General features: G+C 62.9%; 16 protein-coding genes. 4 read left to right on the forward strand and 12 right to left on the reverse strand.

Annotated elements, in window-relative coordinates; translation table 11 throughout:
- The first annotated feature begins 100 nt into the window (after positions 1 to 100).
- Positions 101 to 847, forward strand: a complete 747-nt coding sequence (gene aqpZ / locus HV675_RS14870) for an aquaporin Z (protein WP_175111680.1) — start codon at positions 101 to 103, stop codon at positions 845 to 847.
- Positions 848 to 1,178: 331 nt separating this feature from the next.
- Entirely contained in the window at positions 1,179 to 2,999 is a 1,821-nt protein-coding gene (locus HV675_RS14875) for a peptidoglycan D,D-transpeptidase FtsI family protein (RefSeq protein WP_175111681.1), read from the forward strand.
- Positions 3,000 to 3,037: 38 nt separating this feature from the next.
- On the opposite strand, the gene HV675_RS14880 is transcribed toward HV675_RS14875, so the two are convergent.
- The 3 genes from HV675_RS14880 to HV675_RS14890 form a co-directional block, all read right to left on the reverse strand.
- Positions 3,038 to 5,149 (reverse strand): cytotoxic necrotizing factor Rho-activating domain-containing protein, encoded by a 2,112-nt coding sequence (locus HV675_RS14880; RefSeq protein ID WP_175111682.1) that lies wholly within the window; start codon positions 5,147 to 5,149, stop codon positions 3,038 to 3,040.
- A gap of 457 nt (positions 5,150 to 5,606) precedes the next feature.
- Positions 5,607 to 5,852 (reverse strand): hypothetical protein, encoded by a 246-nt coding sequence (locus HV675_RS14885; RefSeq protein WP_175111683.1) that lies wholly within the window; start codon positions 5,850 to 5,852, stop codon positions 5,607 to 5,609.
- A gap of 39 nt (positions 5,853 to 5,891) precedes the next feature.
- Positions 5,892 to 6,431, reverse strand: a complete 540-nt coding sequence (locus HV675_RS14890; protein WP_175111684.1) for a lecithin retinol acyltransferase family protein — start codon at positions 6,429 to 6,431, stop codon at positions 5,892 to 5,894.
- Positions 6,432 to 6,904: 473 nt separating this feature from the next.
- Between HV675_RS14890 and HV675_RS14895 the strand changes: the two genes are divergently transcribed.
- Both HV675_RS14895 and HV675_RS14900 read left to right on the forward strand, forming a co-directional pair.
- Positions 6,905 to 7,189 (forward strand): hypothetical protein, encoded by a 285-nt coding sequence (locus HV675_RS14895; RefSeq protein WP_175111685.1) that lies wholly within the window; start codon positions 6,905 to 6,907, stop codon positions 7,187 to 7,189.
- Positions 7,190 to 7,197: 8 nt separating this feature from the next.
- Complete coding sequence (locus HV675_RS14900) at positions 7,198 to 7,977, forward strand: PP2C family protein-serine/threonine phosphatase (protein ID WP_175111721.1); 780 nt, start codon at positions 7,198 to 7,200, stop codon at positions 7,975 to 7,977.
- 166 nt (positions 7,978 to 8,143) lie between these two features.
- On the opposite strand, the gene HV675_RS14905 is transcribed toward HV675_RS14900, so the two are convergent.
- From HV675_RS14905 to HV675_RS14945, 9 genes are all read right to left on the reverse strand, one after another.
- Positions 8,144 to 9,514, reverse strand: coding sequence for a sigma-54 interaction domain-containing protein (locus tag HV675_RS14905; protein WP_175111686.1), 1,371 nt, complete (start codon positions 9,512 to 9,514; stop codon positions 8,144 to 8,146).
- Positions 9,514 to 12,570, reverse strand: coding sequence for a peptidase domain-containing ABC transporter (locus tag HV675_RS14910; protein WP_175111687.1), 3,057 nt, complete (start codon positions 12,568 to 12,570; stop codon positions 9,514 to 9,516). Before HV675_RS14910 ends, HV675_RS14905 begins: the two co-directional genes overlap by 1 nt.
- Positions 12,571 to 12,625: 55 nt before the next feature.
- Positions 12,626 to 13,378, reverse strand: a complete 753-nt coding sequence (locus HV675_RS14915) for a peptidylprolyl isomerase (RefSeq protein ID WP_175111688.1) — start codon at positions 13,376 to 13,378, stop codon at positions 12,626 to 12,628.
- A 68-nt stretch (positions 13,379 to 13,446) separates the two neighbouring features.
- The gene (locus HV675_RS14920; protein ID WP_175111689.1) at positions 13,447 to 14,820 is read right to left on the reverse strand and encodes a beta-barrel domain-containing protein; all 1,374 of its coding nucleotides are present in this window, start codon (positions 14,818 to 14,820) and stop codon (positions 13,447 to 13,449) included.
- Positions 14,798 to 17,398: an FHA domain-containing protein gene (locus tag HV675_RS14925; RefSeq protein ID WP_175111690.1), complete on the reverse strand. Its 2,601-nt coding sequence runs from the start codon at positions 17,396 to 17,398 to the stop codon at positions 14,798 to 14,800. The genes HV675_RS14920 and HV675_RS14925 overlap by 23 nt, the downstream gene beginning before the upstream one ends.
- Positions 17,399 to 17,549: 151 nt before the next feature.
- A complete protein-coding gene (locus HV675_RS14930; RefSeq protein ID WP_175111722.1) occupies positions 17,550 to 19,019 on the reverse strand; it encodes an efflux transporter outer membrane subunit in 1,470 nt (489 codons plus the stop codon).
- 305 nt (positions 19,020 to 19,324) lie between these two features.
- The gene (locus HV675_RS14935; RefSeq protein WP_175111691.1) at positions 19,325 to 19,594 is read right to left on the reverse strand and encodes a hypothetical protein; all 270 of its coding nucleotides are present in this window, start codon (positions 19,592 to 19,594) and stop codon (positions 19,325 to 19,327) included.
- A 260-nt stretch (positions 19,595 to 19,854) separates the two neighbouring features.
- Positions 19,855 to 20,289, reverse strand: a complete 435-nt coding sequence (locus HV675_RS14940; RefSeq protein WP_175111692.1) for a DUF4399 domain-containing protein — start codon at positions 20,287 to 20,289, stop codon at positions 19,855 to 19,857.
- A 122-nt stretch (positions 20,290 to 20,411) separates the two neighbouring features.
- Positions 20,412 to 20,864 carry a DUF4399 domain-containing protein gene (locus HV675_RS14945; RefSeq protein ID WP_246270285.1) on the reverse strand — a complete coding sequence of 151 codons (453 nt, stop codon included), beginning with the start codon at positions 20,862 to 20,864 and terminating at the stop codon, positions 20,412 to 20,414.
- Between the last annotated feature and the right edge of the window lie 2 nt (positions 20,865 to 20,866).

Here is a 20,866-nt window from a genome sequence, read left to right on the forward strand (position 1 = left end):
CGCATCGATCGACCTGTATCGATCACGCATCGATTGCGTCGCGCATGCAGCCGGCCTCGCACGCTCCCGTTCATTGCAATTTTCCACGGAGCACAACTTCATGAGCCTATCCAAGCGTCTTGCCGCCGAGCTGTTCGGCACTTTCTGGCTGGTCCTCGGCGGGTGCGGCAGCGCCGTGCTCGCCGCCAGCTTCGCCGGCCCCGAGCACGGGCTCGGCATCGGCTTCGTCGGCGTCTCGCTCGCGTTCGGTCTGACCGTGCTGACGATGGCGTACGCGATCGGCCACGTGTCCGGCTGTCACCTGAACCCGGCCGTCAGTATCGGGCTGGCGACCGCGGGCCGCTTCCCGCTGCGCGACGTCGTGCCGTATATCGTCGCGCAGCTCGCCGGCGCGATTCTCGGTGCGTTCGTGCTGTCGCTGATCGCGTCGGGCAAACCCGGTTTCGATCTGGTCGCGAGCGGCTTTGCGAGCAACGGTTATGGCGAGCGTTCGCCCGGCCATTACTCGATGGCCGCCGCGTTCATCTGCGAAGCGGTGCTGACCGGCTTCTTCCTGTTCGTGATCCTCGGCGCCACCGACAAGCGCGCCCCGGCCGGCTTCGCACCGATCGCAATCGGCCTGTGCCTGACGCTGATTCACCTGATCTCGATCCCGGTCACCAATACGTCGGTCAATCCGGCTCGCTCGACCGGCCCCGCGTTGTTCGTCGGCGGCGCGGCCGTCGATCAGCTGTGGCTGTTCTGGCTGGCGCCGGTCATCGGCGCGATCGTCGCGGGCATCGTGTATCCGCTCGTCGCGGGCCACGCGCAGGACAAGCCGCTGCGCGCTTCGAGCGCAACGGCGTAAGCGGCACGATGCGCAACGGCACGATGCCGCGCCGCGGCCACTGAGCCACTTGTGAGCCACTTGAGCCACTGAGCACACACGCGGCAACGTGTCGTATGTGCTGTTGTTCGACCCTACGCGACACTGCACGCACGGCACGGCATGCACGGCACGGCATGACCCCGGCGCGGCCGGCAGCGGGTTCATGATTCCCGCAACGCCGGCCGCGCCGTGCTCGCTTTAATATTACGTTTTAATTACAATCGGTGCGGCATCGCCAGACAATGGCGACAGCGCTGGCAACTGCGGTCGCATCGACGGCTGCGTCACGCGCTCAACCTCGTCCGCACCCATGGTTCTGAAAAAGAAAGCGCATTCCTCCACCGCCTACGCCAGCGTCGCCAAGCATCCGGTGCTCGCAGCGCGCTTGCCGGCATGGCGCTCGACACTCATCGTATTCGTCGCATTCGCCGCGTTCGCATCGCTTGTCGGGCGGGCGCTGTGGGTGCAGGTCGTGAATCGCGACTTCTACGTCGAGCAAGGTCAGAAGCGCTATCAGCGCACCCTCGAACTCGATGCGACGCGTGGACGCATCGTCGACCGGCACGGCGCGCTGCTCGCCGTCAGTCTCGCCACGTATGAAATCTGGGCGTCTCCGAAGCTGCTCGATCGCAACGCACTCGCGCCGCTCGCGCGTCTGCTCGGCCTGCCGCTTGCCGAGATCGAGCGGCGCGTGTCCGGCGACAAGACCTTCGTGCTGCTCAAACGCCAGGTGGACGCCGACACGGCGCAACGAATCAACCGGCTCGGCCTTGCCGGCATCACGCAGATCGCCGATTCGAAACGCTACTATCCGGAAGGCGAATCCGCCGCGCACGTGGTCGGCTTCACCGATATCGAAGACCACGGTCAGGAAGGCATCGAACTGGCCGCGAACGAACAGCTGAGCGGCGTACCGGGTCTGCGCGAGGTGATTCGCGATCGCCTCGGGCGCGTCGTCTATGAAACCCGGCCGCGCTTGCCGGCACGCAACGGCGCAACCGTCCAGTTGACCATCGACCGCCGCATCCAGCAGCTTGCGTATGCGCAGTTGAAAACAGCCATCGCGAAACATCGTGCCGAAGCAGGCAGCGTAGTCGTGCTCGACGCGCGCAATGGCGAGATTCTCGCGCTCGCGAACTACCCCAGCTTCGATCCGAACGACCGCGCCCGGCTGACCGGACGACAGTTGCGCAACCGCGCGGTGGTCGACACCTTCGAGCCCGGCTCGACCATCAAGCCGGTCGTCGTCGCGCTGTCGCTCGACGCGGGCAAAGTGCGTCCGCAGACGCTGATCGACACCGCGCCTGGCTCGTATCGCATCGGCTCGAACCTGATACACGACACATCCGACCACGGTCAAATGACTGTCGCACAGGCGCTGCAGAAATCGAGCAATATCGCGCTCGCGAAGCTCGCGCTCAATCTGCCCGCGCAAACGATCTGGACCACGTACCAGCAATACGGTCTGGGCCGCGCGCCGCAACTGATGTTTCCGGGCGTGGCCGCGGGCAAGGTGCGGCCATATGAACGCTGGCGGCCAATCGAACAGGCGACGATGGCGTATGGGTACGGGTTGTCGGCGTCGCTGCTGCAACTGGCGCAGGTCTACACCGTCTATGCTGGCGACGGCACGCTGCGGCCCGCGCAGTTGCTGCGGCCGACGGCGCCCGATGCGCAGACAGCCTCCACCGCGTCCGCTATCGACATGGACAACGTTGTCAAAGATTCAGCGTTGCACCACGCCGCCGGCGACGCCCCGAGTCATCCGGCAAATCACCCGCCATCGCACGTGCGGCGCGTCACGACGCCCGCCACTGCGGCGTCGATACGCGCGATGCTCGAAATGGCAACTGGCCCCGGCGGCACCGGTCAGGCCGCGGCAATCGAAGGCTATCGGGTCGGCGGCAAGACCGGCACCGCGCGCAAGCAGATTGGCGCGAGCTATGCGGCAAACCGCTACCGCGCGTTGTTCGTCGGCATCGCGCCGATGAGCGACCCGCGCCTGATCGTCGCGGTGATGATCGACGATCCGGCCGGGCGCGCATATTACGGCGGCACGGTGGCCGGGCCGGTGTTCTCGGCGGTCGCGGGCGGCGCGCTGCAACTGCTCGGTGTGCCGCCGGATGCGTGAGCCGCGGCGCAACGCAGCCAGCGAAGTGTCTTCAGCCGTCAGGTCTTCGGTTCGTAGATGGCCGAATCGCTATCCATGGTCTTGTATTTGTACGCGATGGGAATCGCCCGATCGTCAAACGACGCGCGCCGATCCAGCTTGCCCTTCTCCGCCAGCACGCTCACGGTCACTCGGCCCTTCAGGTCCTTCGCCACGATCGCCTCCGCAGTGCCGACGGTACGCACGTTCGGATCTTGCTCGGAGTAATCGAACGTCATCATGTGCCAGCGAGGTCCGTGTCGAGGCCCATACGCGTGCCGCGGCACGTTTATGTGAGAGGTCGGCATGACGTCGAACCCGCCCGCCACACAGCCGAGCAAGCCGCCCGCGCAGACCAGCGCGTTCGTACCGGACAGGTCGCGGCTGTTATAGATCAGTGCGGAAAACGGATACTGCCGTCCAATCGTGATCAGATCGTCGTTGCTGCCATACCACTTGTACCTGATTTGCTCTTTGGGACCCATCACCACGTGCGCATCGACGATCGCTTGCGCACCTTCGCGCGCGGTCCGCCAGTTTGGCGTGAGCTGGGACAAACCGGCGTGGTACGCATAGAGCGATTTTCCGTCCGACGCGAACAGCATCGTGCAGCCGTTCATCGCTCCGCCGGACACGACCACCGCTTCGCCAGGCTTGATACTCGCGAACGGCAACTTGATGGCGCCGACACCGTCCCGCCCATTGCCGAGCTTGATGACTTCCGCGCCCTGCAGATGCGACGCGGGACCGCTGCCCCAGAACGTGCCGGCGCTGATCTTCGACCTGGCGATCTGCGACGTGGTTTGCGTGCCGTCCCCGACCACGAGCACCTCCCGCCGGTGATCGTAGTCTGTCCCGCGTACCGCGCGCGGCCCATCCATATCCGTTACGTCGCGGTCCTTGCGGTAAAAGAAGAATGGCGCGCCAAAATTGGTTATCCGTTTGCCGTCGTCAAGCGGTGTCGCCGCGGGCATCACATTGATCGGGCCTTTACCGGCGATCCGCTTCAGATCGCCGCCGGCGCCCCATTTGCGCAACCGCGTTCGCGAGCTGACTGGCGAGTCCGAACCGCTCGACGTTGCACTGTCGACTTCTGCTACCGTCGACTCGCCGCTCGGACCGGCGACCGGCTCCTGTTCATGCATCTTGTCATCAGGCAGGCGAGGCGGATGCGTCGGACTCAACAGGTAGCCTGTCCTGCCATCGGGCAGCTTGACCGGCGCATTGAATGCCGGTTTGCGAATAATGCGCTCCTCCCCGGATGTGCGGAAACCGCTGGCTCCATAGGGAATCTTGAACCGTGGATAATCGAAGAGATCAATAGGCCTTGACGGCGATCCGCCGAAAGCCGGCACGGCAACGATGAGCGGCGTCTCCTTCCGGGACGCCACCCCGCTGTCGTTCACGTTGGATAGCTTGCCCCGGCTGGATCCCGATTGCGCCTTCGTCTTAGGCTGGACGACCTTATACGCATCCACCATTTTTTCCCGTAAATCATCGACATCCGCATCCTTTCCGTCGACTGCCTGATTGACGCCATCCAGCACGCTCCCCGCCACGCGTGAGAGACCGCCTTTCGGCGTAAGCGCCACGAAAGCGTCGACCACTCCGGCATAGCGGTAGATCTGCTCTTCCTCTTCGGCGCTTAATGCTTTCCCCTCGGTCGCTTTCTTGACCAGATCCCTGGCACTCGCAATAAATGATGCGAACGGCGATTTGGCCGCATTGGCCGATGCCGCAAGCACATCCTGCAGCGAATAGTCCGATTTGAGCTTCACACCGCCGATGTACCGCACCATGGGCTCACTGTTTTTCGGCGCCGCGCTACCGCCTGGCGACGCTTCAGCACGCGTTTCAGGCGGCGGATTCTGGATACGTGCATTCGCGACCGGACCGGCGCGCAAAAAAGCGAGGCGATCGAGCAGCGTGTCGTGGAGTTTGACCGCTTCGCTTTCTTCAATCGACAAGCGACCGCCGCGATCGTCCATGCGTTGGATCCAGCGTACCCGTTCATCGAACAGTTCGAATCGCTGCGTCATCTGAGCCGCGTCCGGATAGTGCTGCATCAGGTCTTCAGGCTTCCGGGCGGCGGGCCGGCCTTGCGCTTCGCCGCTCTGTTTTCCTTGCTGCACAGCGGAGGCTGCACTGCCTGCCGCACGAGACTGAATGCCCGATGTCGCGCCGGCAGCAGACTTGCCGCCACCGTCGCCGTCATCTCGCTTTGGAAGCCCGGGGTCTGTGCGCTTGCTCACTGTCGAGTAAGGTGACCGTCCCAGAATCTGCATGGCTTTTCCCCCAGGCTATGGACCCGCGCGGGTCGCAGCGGGCACAAAGAGTGAGCCAAGCGTACGTCACGCGGCAACCGCCATGTAGCGCTGGATCAGGACAGGCGTAAAAGCCCGGACCGCCGTGTTGCGCACCCCCAGGCAAGACAGTCGCGCGTTTTAAGCTTCATTTAATTCTTTGCTGTGACGATGACGTCATCCCCTGTTAAGCCGCCGAAGTCCAGGCGGCATTTTTTTGTCCGGCTCAGGCGCTGATCCGGATTCCGAACGCGCCGCACCAGCAAGGTGCGCAATCCGTTGCGCGTCAGGCCATCCGCCAGCCGTTCATCGCCGGCCGCTGCGCCGCGGGGGGGAACACATTCCACGAGCCGTCGTCATGGCGAAAGAACATGATCGACAGCGGACCGCCTGGCCGCGACGCTTCGACGCGCACACAGCGGCGGCCATATCCGGGCGCACGCGAAAAACGCATGACGCGCGCGGGCATCGCGGGCGTCGGCGCGAGCCACTTGTCGACAGCCCAGTGCAATGTCTTTCCGGTCGTGTTCATGACAGTCTCCTTGAGCGGCTGCTATCGCAAGTCATCGCGTCACGCCGCACGAGCGGCGAACCGGCCGCCCTTTCCCTTCGGTCCGCGCGCCACGCACGCCGTGATCAGACACAGCAGCGCACGCAAGGCCGCGACCGGATGCGTGAAGCACGCATGCACCTGCTCGCTGCGGCTTTCGCCAAACAGGCACCATGCGCAAAAGTGTTCGCAGTTGTTGGTCAGCAGGCGATAACGGTTTTCGCCGAGCCGCGAGCGCGCGCGACGCACGGCCTCGGCGCCGGCATACTTCGGACACGGATGCGGCCATACGGTGATCGCATGACCGGCGGCGAACTGTTCGAGCGTGACCTCGCCGATCGGACCGCGCTGGGCCGAGCCGGCGAAGCCGGCGTAGTGGACCACCTTGCCGTCGCCGACATAAATGCCGTGATGCGCATAGCCGCGCCGCTGCGTGATGAGGTGCGCGCCGGGAGCGGGTTCGTCGTCGAAGCCGTACACCGTGACATCGTTGACTGCGCAACCCGTCGCGCGTTGTGCGGCCGGTTGCTCGATCGTCACTGACTGGTAGAGGGTGTTCATGGCTTGCCCCGTTTGCGCTTCAAGTGTCCAACACAGTTGCGCAAGCTTTCGCATCATCCGGGCCAATGCCGGCAAGTCCTTGATCCAGCGAGGAAATGGCGACATTCCACGGCAGCCGATACGGGCCGCTGTATGCCTACGCCCAACAGCTTCGGCGCCGAACTGTTGGCTGCGATCGTTCATTTCGCTCGCATCATGCCCGTCCCGTCCGGGCGTGCGAGCGATAACGAATATGTTGGGCGTCCCAACGCTTCGGATCGCATTCTGTTGGGCGCCGCAGTGCGCAACCCGGCTGACGGATCCGCGCGCATCACGTGCCACGCGCCGGAATCGCCGGGCAATCAAGACGTTAGCGCCGCGGTGCAGGAACGGACACAAACTGGCATACCCCTTGCACCATTTTCCGCAGCTATCCTTGAACTCAACAGCCGACTCAACAGCCGCGCCACATCGGCTTTATCCGGAGATACACCATGGCCTCGATTGCTATCCACGACCTGTCGCACAGCCTCGCGCTCGATCGCAAGGCGATGACCGCGATCCGCGGCGGCGGCGGCGCTCCCTGGGTATTCGGCTGGATCCAGCCCTACGTGCGCAGTTCGCCGAGCATGGGTCCGGTCGTCAACCTGTACGAAGTGCAGAACAACTTCTACGCGGACCAGATGATCAACCAGTTCCAGACTGTCGATGTGCGCAACAGCGGCTCGAACTCGCACATCAATGTCGCGCCCGACGCGCTCAGCCGGAACACTGCGTGACCGATGCCGTGAGTTGCGCGAGCCACTTCCACTGGGTGTCGTTCGCGCGCTCGGACGCCGGGCGCGTGCGCGACATCAACGAAGACGCCTGTCTCGATGAACCGGCGCACGGGCGCTGGGCGGTCGCCGACGGCATGGGCGGCCATGCGGTCGGCGATCTCGCGAGCCGGCTCGTGATCGACAAGCTCAAACAGATGCCGGCTGCGGCGAACCTCACACTAGGCCTTGCACAGGCACGCGCGCAATTGCTCGACGCCAACCGGCAATTGCGTGACGAAGCGGTGCAACGTCAGGTGCAGCGAATCGGCAGCACCGTCGTCGTGCTGCTCGCGTGCGACCGCTTTTGCGGTTATCTGTGGGCAGGCGACAGCCGCATCTATCACTGCCGGCAAGGCCAGTTGCGTCAGTTGACGCGCGACCACAGCCAGGTCGAGGCAATGCGCGCGCTCGGCCAGTTGACCGACGAGGAAGCGCGCAACCATCCCGCGCATCACATCATTACGCGCGCAGTGGGCGCGACCGATCACCTCGCGCTGGACGAAGACGCGATCGAAGTCGCCGACGGCGACGTGTTCCTGTTATGCAGCGATGGACTATCGAATGAACTGAGCGACGCCGACATTCTCGCGACGCTGACCGCGCCGACACCGTTGGACTGCCGGCGCGTCACCGATGAACTCGTCAATCTCGCGCTGGCGCGCGGCGGCCGCGACAACGTCACCGCGGTCGTGATGCGGGCGGAAGATCCGCACGCGTCGGACAAGACGCTGCTGAATCCGACATACTGATTCGATCGCACTTCGCACTTCGCACTTCGCACTTCGCACTTCGCACTTCGCACTTCGCACTTCGCACTTCGCACTTCGCACTTCGCGCCTCGGGCGCGTGGCCGGCCAGCCTGCGCGTTGCAACCTGTGCGTCTGTGCGTCTGTGCCGGTGCATTACGCACGGCGCTCAACGCAGATCAGCTTCGCTTTCATCGGCATCGTCTGTCGCGCTGTTGCGCGTGGCGCCGCGCGACTGCGCAGAATGCCGGAAGTCCTTTGAATGCAACCCGTGTTTCTTCAACAGCATCTGAAGATGCGAGCGATTCATATCGACGCGCCGCGCCAGTTCCGCAACGGTGCCGCCGACCTCGCGCAGCCCGCGCTGCAGAAACGCTTTTTCCGCTTCATCGCTTGCCGCGCGCTTCGCGTCGCTAAGCGACAGCAGATTCGCCGTGCCCGCCTCGCCGTTCAGTGTCGCGGCATCGGACGACGCCCCGACAGCCGCCGGCGCATGAGCCATCGGCCGCATATCGACCGGCAAGTGATCGATATCGGCCATATCGCCGGCGAGACACGACAGGCGGTACATGACATTGCGCAACTCGCGAATATTGCCCGGGTAGGCATACGTCAGCAGAAAATCGCGCAGACGCGGTGTCATGCGGACCGGCCGGCGCTTCAATGCGCCGGCCGCTTCGTCGCTGAAATACGAGAACAGCAGTGGAATTTCGTCGCGGCGTTCGCGCAGCGGCGGCAGCGTGACGTGAATCACGCTGAGCCGGTAAAACAGATCTTCGCGAAACATCCCTTGCTCGCTCAGCTTGCGCAGGTTGCGGTTAGTCGCGGCGACGATTCGCGTATCCACCGCGATCGGCTCGTCGGACCCGACCCGCTGGATCTCATGCGCTTCGAGCACGCGCAGCAGCTTCACCTGGCCGGGCAGCGGAAGTTCGCCAATCTCGTCAAGAAAGATCGTGCCGGTATGCGCGCTTTCGAATTTGCCTTTGCGATCGCCGGACGCACCGGTAAACGCGCCCTTGCGATGCCCGAACAGTTCCGACTCGAGCAGATTGTCCGGAATCGCGCCGCAATTCACGGAGATAAACGGCTTGTCCGCGCGTCCGCCGTTCGCGTGAATCACTTTGGCCATCAACTCCTTGCCGGTGCCGCTCTCACCGTCGATCAGCACTGGCAGATCGGTCGGCGCGGCCTTTTCGGCAATTTCGAGGGCCTCGAGCAGTTTCGGATTGTCGCCGAACGTCCCTTCGAAGATAAAGCTGCGTTCGAGCAGCGCCTGGCGCCGCGCCCCGCGCGACCGAAGCAGATCCGCGGCCAAGCGCTCCGGTTCGGCCGCGGCGGCCTGCACAAAGCGCTCCTTGTGCGATAACTGCATCACCTCGTCGCGCAGCGCGCTCGCCTGGCGCAACAGCTTCTCGATCTCCGCACGTTCGAGACGCGACGACCAGCGCAGCGTCGAACGCAGAATTTCGATCTTTTCGATCAACCCGGCATAAGAAATGGCGGGGCTGCTGTCTTCCGGCTGGTCGAGTATTTTCATTACGCGCTCAACTGTTTCTGGACGAGCTGGTAATACATGCCCTTCCGGTTGACGAGTTCCTCATGCCGCCCCTGCTCGACAATCGCGCCTTCATACAGCACGAGGATCTTGTCCGCCCGCATGATCGTGCTCAACCGGTGCGCGATGATCACCGCAGTGCGGCCTTTCAGGATGTCGTGCATATTGCCGAGGATATTGCTCTCCGACTGCGTATCGAGCGCGGAAGTCGCTTCGTCGAACACGAGCAGCCGCGGGTCGTGATACAGCGCCCGCGCAATGCACAGCCGCTGGATCTGCCCGCCCGACAACCCGATGCCGCGCTCGCCGACCACCTGTTCGTAACCGAGCGGCATCTTGCTGATAAACGCATGCGCATCGGCCATCTTCGCGACCTCTTCAATACGGCGCCGGTCCGGCGTATCGTCGCCGCTCGCGATGTTTTCAGCGATGCTCCCGGAGAACAGCAGATTGGTCTGCATCACATAGCCGATCTGCGCGCGGTAGTACGCCTTGTCGATCACATTCAGGTCGTAGCCGTCCACGCTCATCTTCCCTTCGCTCGGCGTATAGAAACCGACCAGCAGCTTCGCGAGCGTCGTTTTGCCTGACCCGCTGCGGCCGACAATCGCCACCAGTTCGCCCGGCTTGATATCGAAGCTGATGTTTTCGAGCACGTACGGCGCATCGCCGTCGCCATAACGGAAGTAGACGCCGTTCAGACTGATTTCGCCCTGCAGGTCGGGCAGCATCACACGCGATTGCAGATCTTCAGGCTTCTGCTCGGGTTCGATGTCGAGCACGTCGCCGAGGCGCTCCATCGCCACACCGGCATCGTTGAGCATGCTCCACAAGCCGACCAGCCCCATCAATGGACTGAGCACGCTGCCCATGAACGCATTGAACGCGATCAACTGGCCGATCGTCATTTCGCGCGCGAGCACGAGGTTTGCGCCGACCCAGAGAATGGCGATCGTCGTCGCGGCGTTCAGCAGCTGACTGCCGAAGCCGACCATGATGTTGAATGCGTGCGCGCGATATTGCACCTCGAGCGATCGTGCATATTTCTTCTCCCAGCGCAGCCGCACCGGACGCTCGATGCCCATCCCCTTCACGGTCTCCACACCGGCCAGCGCTTCCATCAGGAACGACTTCGATTCGGTCGACGCGGCAAACACTTCGCGCGCATACGCCTTGATTTTCGGCGTGGCCAGCACGGTCAACGCGATAATCGGGATTACAAACGCAATCAGCGTGAGCGTCATCTTCACGTTGTAGAAGAACATGATCGCAAAGTAGATGAACACCATCAGCAGATTCAACGCCGTCGTGACCGTCGATTCGGTCAGGAATGCGCGAATCGTCTGGTTCTCCTGGAAGCGCGCGAAGATGTCGCCGGTCTTGCGTTTCGCAAAGAACGAGAACGGCAGCGACATCGTATGCCTGAAGAACTGCGACATCATCGCGAAGTCCATATTGCGGACCATAAAGTTCGACAGATACGCGCGAATCGTCGACATCAGCTGCGTAAACACGTTCGAGATGATCAACCCGATAATGAGCAGATGCAGCAGCCCGATATTCTGGTGAACGATCACGCCATCCAGGATGTTCTGAATGATCAGCGGCGGAATCACACCGAGCACCTGAATCACGAACGTCGCGAGAAACAGGTAGCCCAGTATCTTGCGATACGGCCTCAGATAGCCGATAAAGCGTAGCCATGGCGAACGCGACGCGGCCAGTTGCACGAGATTCGCGCCCGGCGTGAACAACAGGCAGGTGCCGCTCCAGCCGCGTTCGAAATCCTCGACCGCGAGCTTTCTGAAGCCGAGCGCCGGGTCCGCGAGCCACACGTCATCGCGCGATACGCCGTATACCACCACGTAGTGGTAACCCTCCCAGTGAACGATAAACGGCAGATCGAAGCCGCGCAGCGCGTCGAACGTGCATTGCACGCCACGCGTCGTGAAGCCGAGCGACTCGCCCGCGCGCGCGAGGCTGTCCAGCGTCGCGCCCTGGGTCGTCACGTTCGCGAGTTCGCGCAGCTTGCCGAGCGTCATCGGAATGCCATAGTGCTTGCAGACCATCGCGAGACAGGCCGCGCCGCAATCCATTTCTTCGGCCTGCTCAACCAGCGCGAAGCGGCGGATCACGCGCTCGCCGAATTCCGGCTTCGTATGCAGATCGAGCATCAACGGCCGCTTGCGGCGCTGTTCGAGCCGCTTCTGGCGTTCCAGTTCGCGGTCCGAATAGCGGATCCGCTCGTCGAGCACTTCACGCAATTTCGGATTGCGCTCGAGGATGAAGTGCACGGTACGCTCGGGAATTACAAGCAAACGCGTGTCGGTGCTCGCCACCACGGAGGTGGTTTGCTCCTGGCGCATCAGGCACGCCTTTTCGCCGAAAATCTCGCCGTCGCGCAACGTGGCGATCGTATAGTCGTGCCCGGCCTCGTGACGCACGATCTTCACTTCACCCTGACGCACCACATACAGCCGGCGATCATCGCGCGCATCCTGCTTGAGGATTTCCTTGCCCGCGCTGACGCGCTTGACCCCGACGCTGCGCACGTATTCTTCAAGCTCGGCCTTGTTGAGCTTGCCGCGCAGATCGAACAGCTGCGCGACAAAACCGCCTGCCGAATTGATCGCCACATAGCTCGCGACGAACGCGTGCGCGGCCTGATTCGCAACAATGACCGGCTCGATTTCCGCATGCGGGATAAACAGCAGCTCTGTCTTTGCGGAAGAACGCACCGACGATTCATGCGTATAGGCGCGCAGCATGGCGAGCTCGCCAAAGATCTCGCCTTGCTTGCGCACGCCCATGCTGATTTCCTTGCCGTGCTCTTCGGTAAAGATGCGCACGGACCCCGACTTGATCACGAACAGTCCGTCGGCCGGGTCGCCTGCATTGCAGATGGTCTCGCCGAATGTATAAAAGCGCGACTGCGCGTGGGCGGCAAGCCGCTCGAGTTCGTCGCGAGAAAACGGCGACAGGATTTCAACCGACGCGAGGAAATCGGCGGTGGACGGCGAGGTTTGCGGAGCGTCCATATCAGTGCGGTCCAGAGCCTCTGAAGGCGAGAGCGGCATGCGGCGGCGTGCGCCGTCAACGCGCCTCGATAATGTGTTCCTGCGCACGGGCCATCAGCCATTCCTCACGCAGGAGCCGCCTGATCTCCGCCGCGACGTCCGCATCGAGCGCCGCCGGACACTTCGCGGTGACCGCGAAAATTTCGAAACAGGTCCGGTCATCCGATGTAAAAGGTCCGAGCAGATCGCCGGCTGCCGCATTGAAAATCTTCGCTTCGATATCCGGCTTCAGCGAGCCGCGCAGCACCTTGCCGATCACGCCGCCCGCCGCACCCGTATCGGCAATCGAATGTTCACGCGCCATATCCGCGAAACTGTCCGGATCGTCGTGCAGATACGAAATCATCTCCTTGGCCTTGCCTTCGCTATCGAGCACGATATGGCTCACCTCGATCGCGTCGAACTTCGGTGAATTCAGCGAGAAGTACGCTTCGATCGCATGGTCGTCCGCGATCTTGTCGAGCATCTTTTCCTGGTACAGGCCGTCGGCAATGAACGCCTCGAACTGATCGAGCGACACACCAAGCGCATCGAGATACTGGTTCGTCTCGGCCGCGCGATGCAGGCCGCGCACACGGCGAAACTGGTCCGCACGCTGCTGGATCTCGTCCGCATCGACCGTGATGCCCTGCTTCTTCGCCGCATGCACAGTCAGCTTGTCGCGCACGAGTTGCTCAATCAGGCTTTCGAACTGGCCGGTCAGCTTCAGCAAGCGGATGAACTCGGCATCGTCGACCACTTCATCATCGATTCTTACAATCGCGGTCATCTCCTTCTCCTCGAATGGGCAGCTCGTGCTTTCCGATACGTTCAATACAGGCGCGTGGTCGTGTGGTGTTATCCGGCCAGTTGCCGGAACGGGTCGAGCCCCAGGTCGATCAACCGGCGTTCCCTGACGACAATCTCGGCGCTTGCGGTCATGCCGTAACGCAACGGGTAACGCGTATCCGCCACCTGGTAGTAATCCTTGTCGAGCGTCACGCGGCCCTCGTAGACGGGTTGCTTGTCCGGCCCCGACGGTTTGGTCGCGGGTGAAATATAAGCAAGCGTGCCCTTGACGATTCCATAGCGCTGGTAAGGAAACGCGCTGAACTTCATTTTCACCGGCATGCCCTCGTGCAAAAACGCGCGGTCGCGTTCGGCGATATCGATCTTCAGCACCGGACGCGCGTCTTTCGGTGCAATGCCGCCGAGCGGCGCGTTGGCCTGAATCTTGTCGCCCGGTTGCGTCGACGTGACATCCGTAATCACGCCGGACACCGGCGCGAGAATCAGCAGAAAATTGTCCTTGTCGATATTCTCGAAACGAATCCGCGCTGCAGCGTCCGACACCAGACGCGCGGTTTGCAGTTGCAGGCGCAACTTGTCCTCGGTGCTGGTAATCTCACGCACCGCCGCGTCGTATTGCAGTTTCAGGCTGGTCGTCTGCTGGCCGCTGGTTTCGAGTTGCGCATTCGCCTCGGCAAATTCGTGGCTCAAGCGGAAATCCAGTTCGGTCAGTTTCGATTGCGCGACACGGTACGCGTTTTCCGCCTCCAGATACGCGTTACGCTTCTGTTCCACCTGCAATTCCGCGACCCCGCCGCCGCCTGGCTGGGCGAACAGACGCGAGTACCGGTCGAGGTCGACGCGCGCGGCATCGCGCGCGCGGCGCGCGTTGTCGAGCGCGCTGCGCGCTTCTTCCAGTTGCGCTTTCTGCCCTTCGGCAAGCTTGGTCGTGCCTTCCGACACGCGGTTTTCATGCAGGCGCTCTTCCACGTCGAGCTGATCCTTGAGCGCCGCCGCCTTGCGCTGCATCAGTTCCTTCTTCTCGGGGAACTGCTTCCATTCACGCTCCGCGTCATCGAGCTTCAATTGCGCCTGCAACGCGTTGGTCGCCGCCTCGATCGCGCCGCGCGCATTCAGGCGCGCGAGCACATCGCCTTTCGACACCGGCTGACCTTCCGCGATAAAGAGGTCCGCGAGTTCTCCGTCGATCGGCGCATAGATACGCCGCACGTCGGACTCCGGCGACAACGTGCCCTGCGCGGTGACGATCACATCCGCTCGGCCGACGAACGACCACAGCAAACCGGCGAAGACCAGTGCGACCATCGCAAGCACGAGCGCCTGTGCAATGCGCACCGGTTCCGCGGTCAGAATTGCGATGCCTTCGACGCTGTGGTCTTCCAGCGCCTCGTGCAGCGGCTTAAGGTGAGGATCGCGCTTCACCGTCTTCGCCTCCGATCAATGCGAGCTTCGCTTTCAGCAAGCCGGGCTCGAGCACCATCCGCAGTTCTTCGAGCGAACGGCGCTGCAACGCGCATTCCGCATCGATATCTTCCAGCAGTTGATCCCATTGCGACGGGTGGTCCGCCTTCAGTTGTGTATAGACGCGCATGCCCTGCTGCGCGGCGGACTGCGCATCGGACAGCAAACGCGCCTGGCCGCGAAAGCGCTCGGAAATGCCGGATTCGAGCCGCTGCGTGCCGCCGATCGAACCGTTCGCACGATACTGGCGCCAAAGCGTCTGCGCGCGCGCGAGCTGGTCATGAGCGTGGACCAGTGCGTTATCGCGCAGCGCCGCGACGTCCGGCTCGATTGCGTGCGCGAACCAGCCGTCTTCGAGCGGATCGAGTCCCGCATAGAACGCAAGCAGCCGTTGCTGATAGTCCTTGCCGCCGCGATTGCTTCGCAAGTCCGCGAATTGCGCAGCGAGTGCCTTCTTGTGCGCGTATTCGGCCGCAATCTCGGCGGACCATGCACCGCCCGCGATGTTTCGCCATGCGTCGAGCGCCTGTTCGACAGCGCCGCGCTGCCAGGCGGCAAGCGCTGCGTCATGCGCACCGACGAGACCGGCCGACGGCAAGCGCGACGCCGCCAGTTGCCGGTATTGCGCCTGAAACGGCGGTGTCGAGAAATGCACCTGTTTCATTTGGGCGAGCAGCGGACCCAGATGCCGCGCAAGCAATGCGTTGAGCAAATCCGTGTATTGCCGCACATCTGCGCGCAAGCCGTCGAGGCCGGTGAGCCGCGGATAACGCTGCGCATAGTCGTCGAACACCGCGACGAGCGCATCGGGTTTGTCGCGAATCAGTACGGTGCCGATCGTCGCATTGAGCCGATCGATCGCGGCCACGTAGACCGAGTCGTCGCTTTGCAGCTTGCGCAGATGACTCAATGCCAGCGCATACGGATCGGCGAATTGCGGCACATAAGAAGCAATGCGATCGAGCGTGCGCTGATGGCTTTTTGGATCGTCGTCCCAGTGCTGCAGCAGACCGTTGATGCGGTCTTCATCGCCATAGATGCGAATCGGCGCTTCGCCTTCGCCGGCAGTCGCATTGCCGCCCGCAGCGCCGGCACTGTTGCGCCGCATCACAAAGCGTTCGAGATTGCCGACCCATTGCAGTTCGTCGATCAGCGGCGCCGTATCCGCATTGCCGGCGCTCGACACTTTCATCCCGCCGATCAGCGCGTCCGCGCGGTCGAACTGGCGCGCCTGCAATGCGTCGAGCCAGCCGGGCACGCGCGCCTTCATCAACGCGACGCTTGCCAACGTCTTGACCGCATCGTCCGACGGATGGCGCATCAGATATTCGTTCGCCAGCACGATCGCACGCTCGTCATCGCCGCTTGCAAGACGATGCTTGAGCTCGCGTTCCGACTCGCCCCGCATGTACAGCGCCGTCGCGACAGCCGCGATCAGCATGAGCGCCGCCAGCGTACCGAAGCCGATGCGGCGCAGCGCGGTGCGATCGCCGCCGGAAAACGCGCGCGCGAACTCGATCGCGAGCGCGCTGAAGCGGTGCCGCGGACGGCGCGAGCGCGCGTCGTCCGGCGCCGCGTCGGCTGCGGCCGGCCGCGCGGCCTCGTTGACCTCATCCTCGCGTTGCACCGCGCGATCGACGTAGAAGATGTCGAGAAACGAATGCGCGGCGCCGACGAAGGTCGTCTTGTCCATATCGATCGCGGGTTCCACCGGCGGCGCCGGTCGTACGGGCACACTGGCCGCGGCCGGTTGCGGGGCGTCGTCGCGCCGCGTACTGCGTGCGGTCAGATGCGTGACGGTCGGCTCGACCTCGAGCGCCTTGCGCAGCTTCACCCGGTAAACGAAGTGGTCGCTGCCGAATCCAAGCAGGTCGCCGTCATGAAGCGCGACGGCGGATTCGTCCAGCCGATTTCCTCCGACAAACGTGCCGTTCGTGCTGCCGAGATCTTCGACATAGGGCTGCGCGCCGCGCAAAAAGAGGTGCGCATGGCGGCGCGAGATGTAGTTCACCTGATGAGGGTAGCGCTCCTTGTAGCGTGCAAACAGCGAGTCCGTTTTGCTGACGAGAAACGGGAACGCATGCACATCGATCGGTTCGAGGTCCAGATCCGCGCGTTCGGGCGTCAACGTGACGCTCACTTGCTGCGCCGCGCGCGCGGCGGCCGGATCGAATGCGCGCGGCTCGATACCGACGCGATACGCGAGTTCGCCGCCAAAGCACAATTCGTCGCCGGCGCGCACGCGGCTCGGCGATTCGCGCACGCTCGCGCCATTCACCGCCGTGCCGTTCTTGCTGTCGAGATCGGCGACATATACCGCGCCATGCTCGAAGAAAATGCGTGCGTGGCGCCGGGACAGCCGCGCCACGCGCTCGTGCGGATAATCGGCGAACGGTGCCTCGCTGCGGCCGATCGCGAACAGACTTTCGCTAATGCGGATCACACCCAGCGCCGGATGCGAAACCGGCACGAGCACGACATCGAACTCCTGGTCCAGAGTCGCGCGCATCTCAGCAATCGGAGCTTCGCCGGGATTCATCTTTCTGCATCACTAATCGTATACCAGCAGACGCCTGCGCTGGATGCACGCGTCAGAGGAATGCCGTCAGAAAACGCGGCGGAGGGCGCGCGGGCGGCCCGAAGCACGGGTCCGCCGGCACACAGCGATTGTAAGTCACGCATGACGGGAGTCAATTTTCCGTACCCTTCACTTGCATCTGGATATCGACGGGCGGCCAGCCGCCGCCGAGCGCCTTATAGAGCAATACCGTATCGGACAGAATCTGCTGATGGTTCGACAGCAGATCGAGCTGCGCTTCGAGGTACGACCGGTCGGTTTCGAACACGTCGAGCTGCGAGATCACCCCTTCCTTCAGTTGCGCATTCACCTGGTCCGCGACAATGTGCAGACGCTCGACCTGCTGCTGCAACTCGACGCGCTGCGCCTTGTGCGCATTCAGATTGACGAGCGCGCTTTCCACTTCCTCGAATGCACCCATCACCGTACGCCGGTATTCCTGTTCGGATACCGTGACTTGCGCTTCAGTCGTCTTCACATGCGCGCGCACGCTTGGGTCGAGAATCGGAATGTTGATGCTCGGCATCACGCCGAACGTGAACGATTTCAGCAAGTCCGACAAAGCGAGGCTCGCCGTGCCGCCGTGCGCGGTGAGGCTCACGGTCGGCAATTGCGCGAGCTTCGCTTCGCCGACCAGGTCATACGCTTCGAGCACGCGTAGTTCCGACGCGACAATGTCGGGGCGGCGCGCCAGCAACTGGGACGGCAAGCCCGCCGGCACCAGCGGCAGTTGCACGCGCTGCTGCAAATGCCCGGACGGCACCTTGTACTCGCCGGCCGGCACGCCGATCAGCGTGCATAGCGCGTTGTTCGCGAGGTCGCGTGAGCGGCGCAGATCGAGCAGGTCCTTGGTCAAGCGGTTGATCTCGGCCTGCTGGCGCAACACTTGCGTCTTCGGGATCAAACCGTTCGCGCTCATCCCTTCGAAAATGGTCAGGATCTGCCGGTTCGCGTCGATCATCTTTTGCTGCTGCTCGAGCTGGTCGTCGAATTGCAGGATCTGGAAGTACGTGGTTGACACGTTTGACACGAGTTCCAGGTAACCCGCGCGCCAATCGGCTTCGCTTGCGCGAAATTCGGCCTTTTGCGCCTGCACGCCCTTCTCGACCTTGCCCCAGATGTCGATATCCCAATTCACCTGCGTGGCGAGGTTGTATTGCTTTGAAAACGGCAAGCCCGTGGTTTTTTCGAAGTTCGCGCCGGCGCCGACGTCCATCGTCGGCAATGCGCCCGCTTTCGCTTCGGCGATCTGCGCGCCGGCCACATTGATGCGCGCGGCGAGAATCTTGATGTCGAAGTTGCCTTCGATCGACTTCGCAATCAGCGTGTTCAGGTACGGGTCCTGAAAGCTCTTCCACCAGTCGGGCTCGATCGTGTCCGCGGCGGAGATCGACGAGCCCGTGTGGTCGGTCCACGATGCCTTGGCCGGTGTGTCGGGCCGATGATAGTCCGGCACGTGCGCGTCGATGCAGCCGCCGAGCAATGCGGCCGCGAGGAGCGCCTGTGCGGCGACGGCGGTCGCCGCGGCGCGGCGCGCTATCGCGCGGCCAGCGCGGCGCTGCGTTGCAACGCAATGGTGCATACCGCCCGGCACGCAGCGAACCAATGAACGGGGCAACGCGAACACGGTATTCTCCGATCGAACCTGCCGATGCCGCACAGCGAACACGCGCGATTCAAGTAAAGCACGTCCCGCGCGGCATCTCTATCGATGTCGGCGTGATTCGTGGGTTTGGAGTGCGCGCTTCTGGCGGGCCGTGGCGGGTGGTGTGGAAAGGACGATTCTGCTTATGCGCTTTTTGACGCGCGACTGCGGGTACGGCAATGATGCTTCCGGCTCGGCCCGTGGAAGGCCCGGTCCAGCCTTCCGCGGAACCGTCAGGCTTCTTAATGAACGTCGACGTGGTTCGTCGCGGTCATCGTCGGCGTGATCGTGGTGTCGAAGTTCTTGGCGAAGGCATTGCCGTTGCCGCTCACGTTGTTGATGCCGAGCGACTGGTCGACGAGCTGCTGCGCGCTCACGTTCTTGCTGTTGTCGAACTTGAACGACAGGCTCGGAAAGTACGGGTAAGCGATATAGCCGCCACGCACGGCTTTCATCGCGCGGCTGTCGAGTGGTTCGGCAACGTGCAGGTCTTTGATCATCAGCGAGTTCATCACGGTTCTCCTAAGAGGTGAGCGCAGGGTCTGCGATTTCGGGTTCGAGCATTCGTTGTCTGCTCGGGCCTGACTCACGCACAGGTTGTGCCAGTGTTGAACGCGCTTGCGGGCAAAGCATGCAACGCATTGAAAATACGGGCTGTTTCGGCCACTCGCGAATGCGTGCGCGGAATTTCTGCCGGCACGGCCGGTTCGCTAACCGATGGCGAGGCGCCAACACCGCCTGTTCGAGTGTTGGTGTGCGAACCACACCTTCGTCACTTTGCGATCACCGTGATCTTCTTCGAATAGATCGGCGGATCATGCGGCACGTGCCGGTCGTCGCCCATCAGCAATTGCAGCGTGTGCTTACCGGGCGGCAATTCGATCATCGTTTCGGTTTCGCCAGCACCGAAATGCAGATGCTGGCGGTCCGACGGAATTTCCTGATCCATCGGCGGCAAGTCGCAATCGATCAGCAAATGGTGATGGCCGGTGTTCGGATATTTGACGCCTTTAGGCGCGACGCCCATATAGCGCAACCCGAACCATACGCGAAACGGCTTGTTTGCGGGCACGACCTGACCGTCGTTCGGATAGCCGATATACGCAACCGCATCGCGCGGCGCCGGCGTCGTGCCGGCCGATGCGATGTTCGACATGAAAGAACACATCAACGCGGCAAGCGCCGCTGCGGCAAGGATCTTGTACATGAGTCGTGCTCTCCGTCGTCGCGTCGCCTGGCCCGCTGTTACTGCGCACGCGCGTTGCGCATCGCAACCGGCAGCATCCCTATCCATCCGGCGCCCGCGAGCCAAAAGGTCTTGAGCGAACGCTATTTGACGATGATCGTGATCTTCTTCGAGTAAACCGGCGGCACGTGCGGCACGTGATTCTGGTCGCCCAGCAGCAACTGCAGCGTGTGCTTGCCTGGCGGCAACTCGATGCGCGCATCGGTCTCGCCTGCGCCGAAATGCAGGTGCTGGCGGTCGGACGGAATTTCCTGATCGAGCGGCGGCAAGTCAGTGTCGATCAGCAGATGATGGTGCCCGGTATTGGGCACATTGACGCCCTTCGGGCACACGCCCATATTGCGCAGCCCCATCCGGACCCACAGCTTGCCGCCCTGAATGACCGCGCCGTCATAAGGCCAGATGATGTATTCCTGCGCGCCCGGCGGCGAGGGTGTCTGCGCGGCGGCATGCGCGCGCGAGTGCCCGAGAACAACGCACGCGACCAGCGAGACGAACAGCACGGCCAGCATGCCCGACGTTCTTGTTCTTCGCATGG

Origin of the sequence: Paraburkholderia solisilvae, from assembly GCF_902859875.1 — a bacterium.
Classification (GTDB): domain Bacteria; phylum Pseudomonadota; class Gammaproteobacteria; order Burkholderiales; family Burkholderiaceae; genus Paraburkholderia; species Paraburkholderia solisilvae.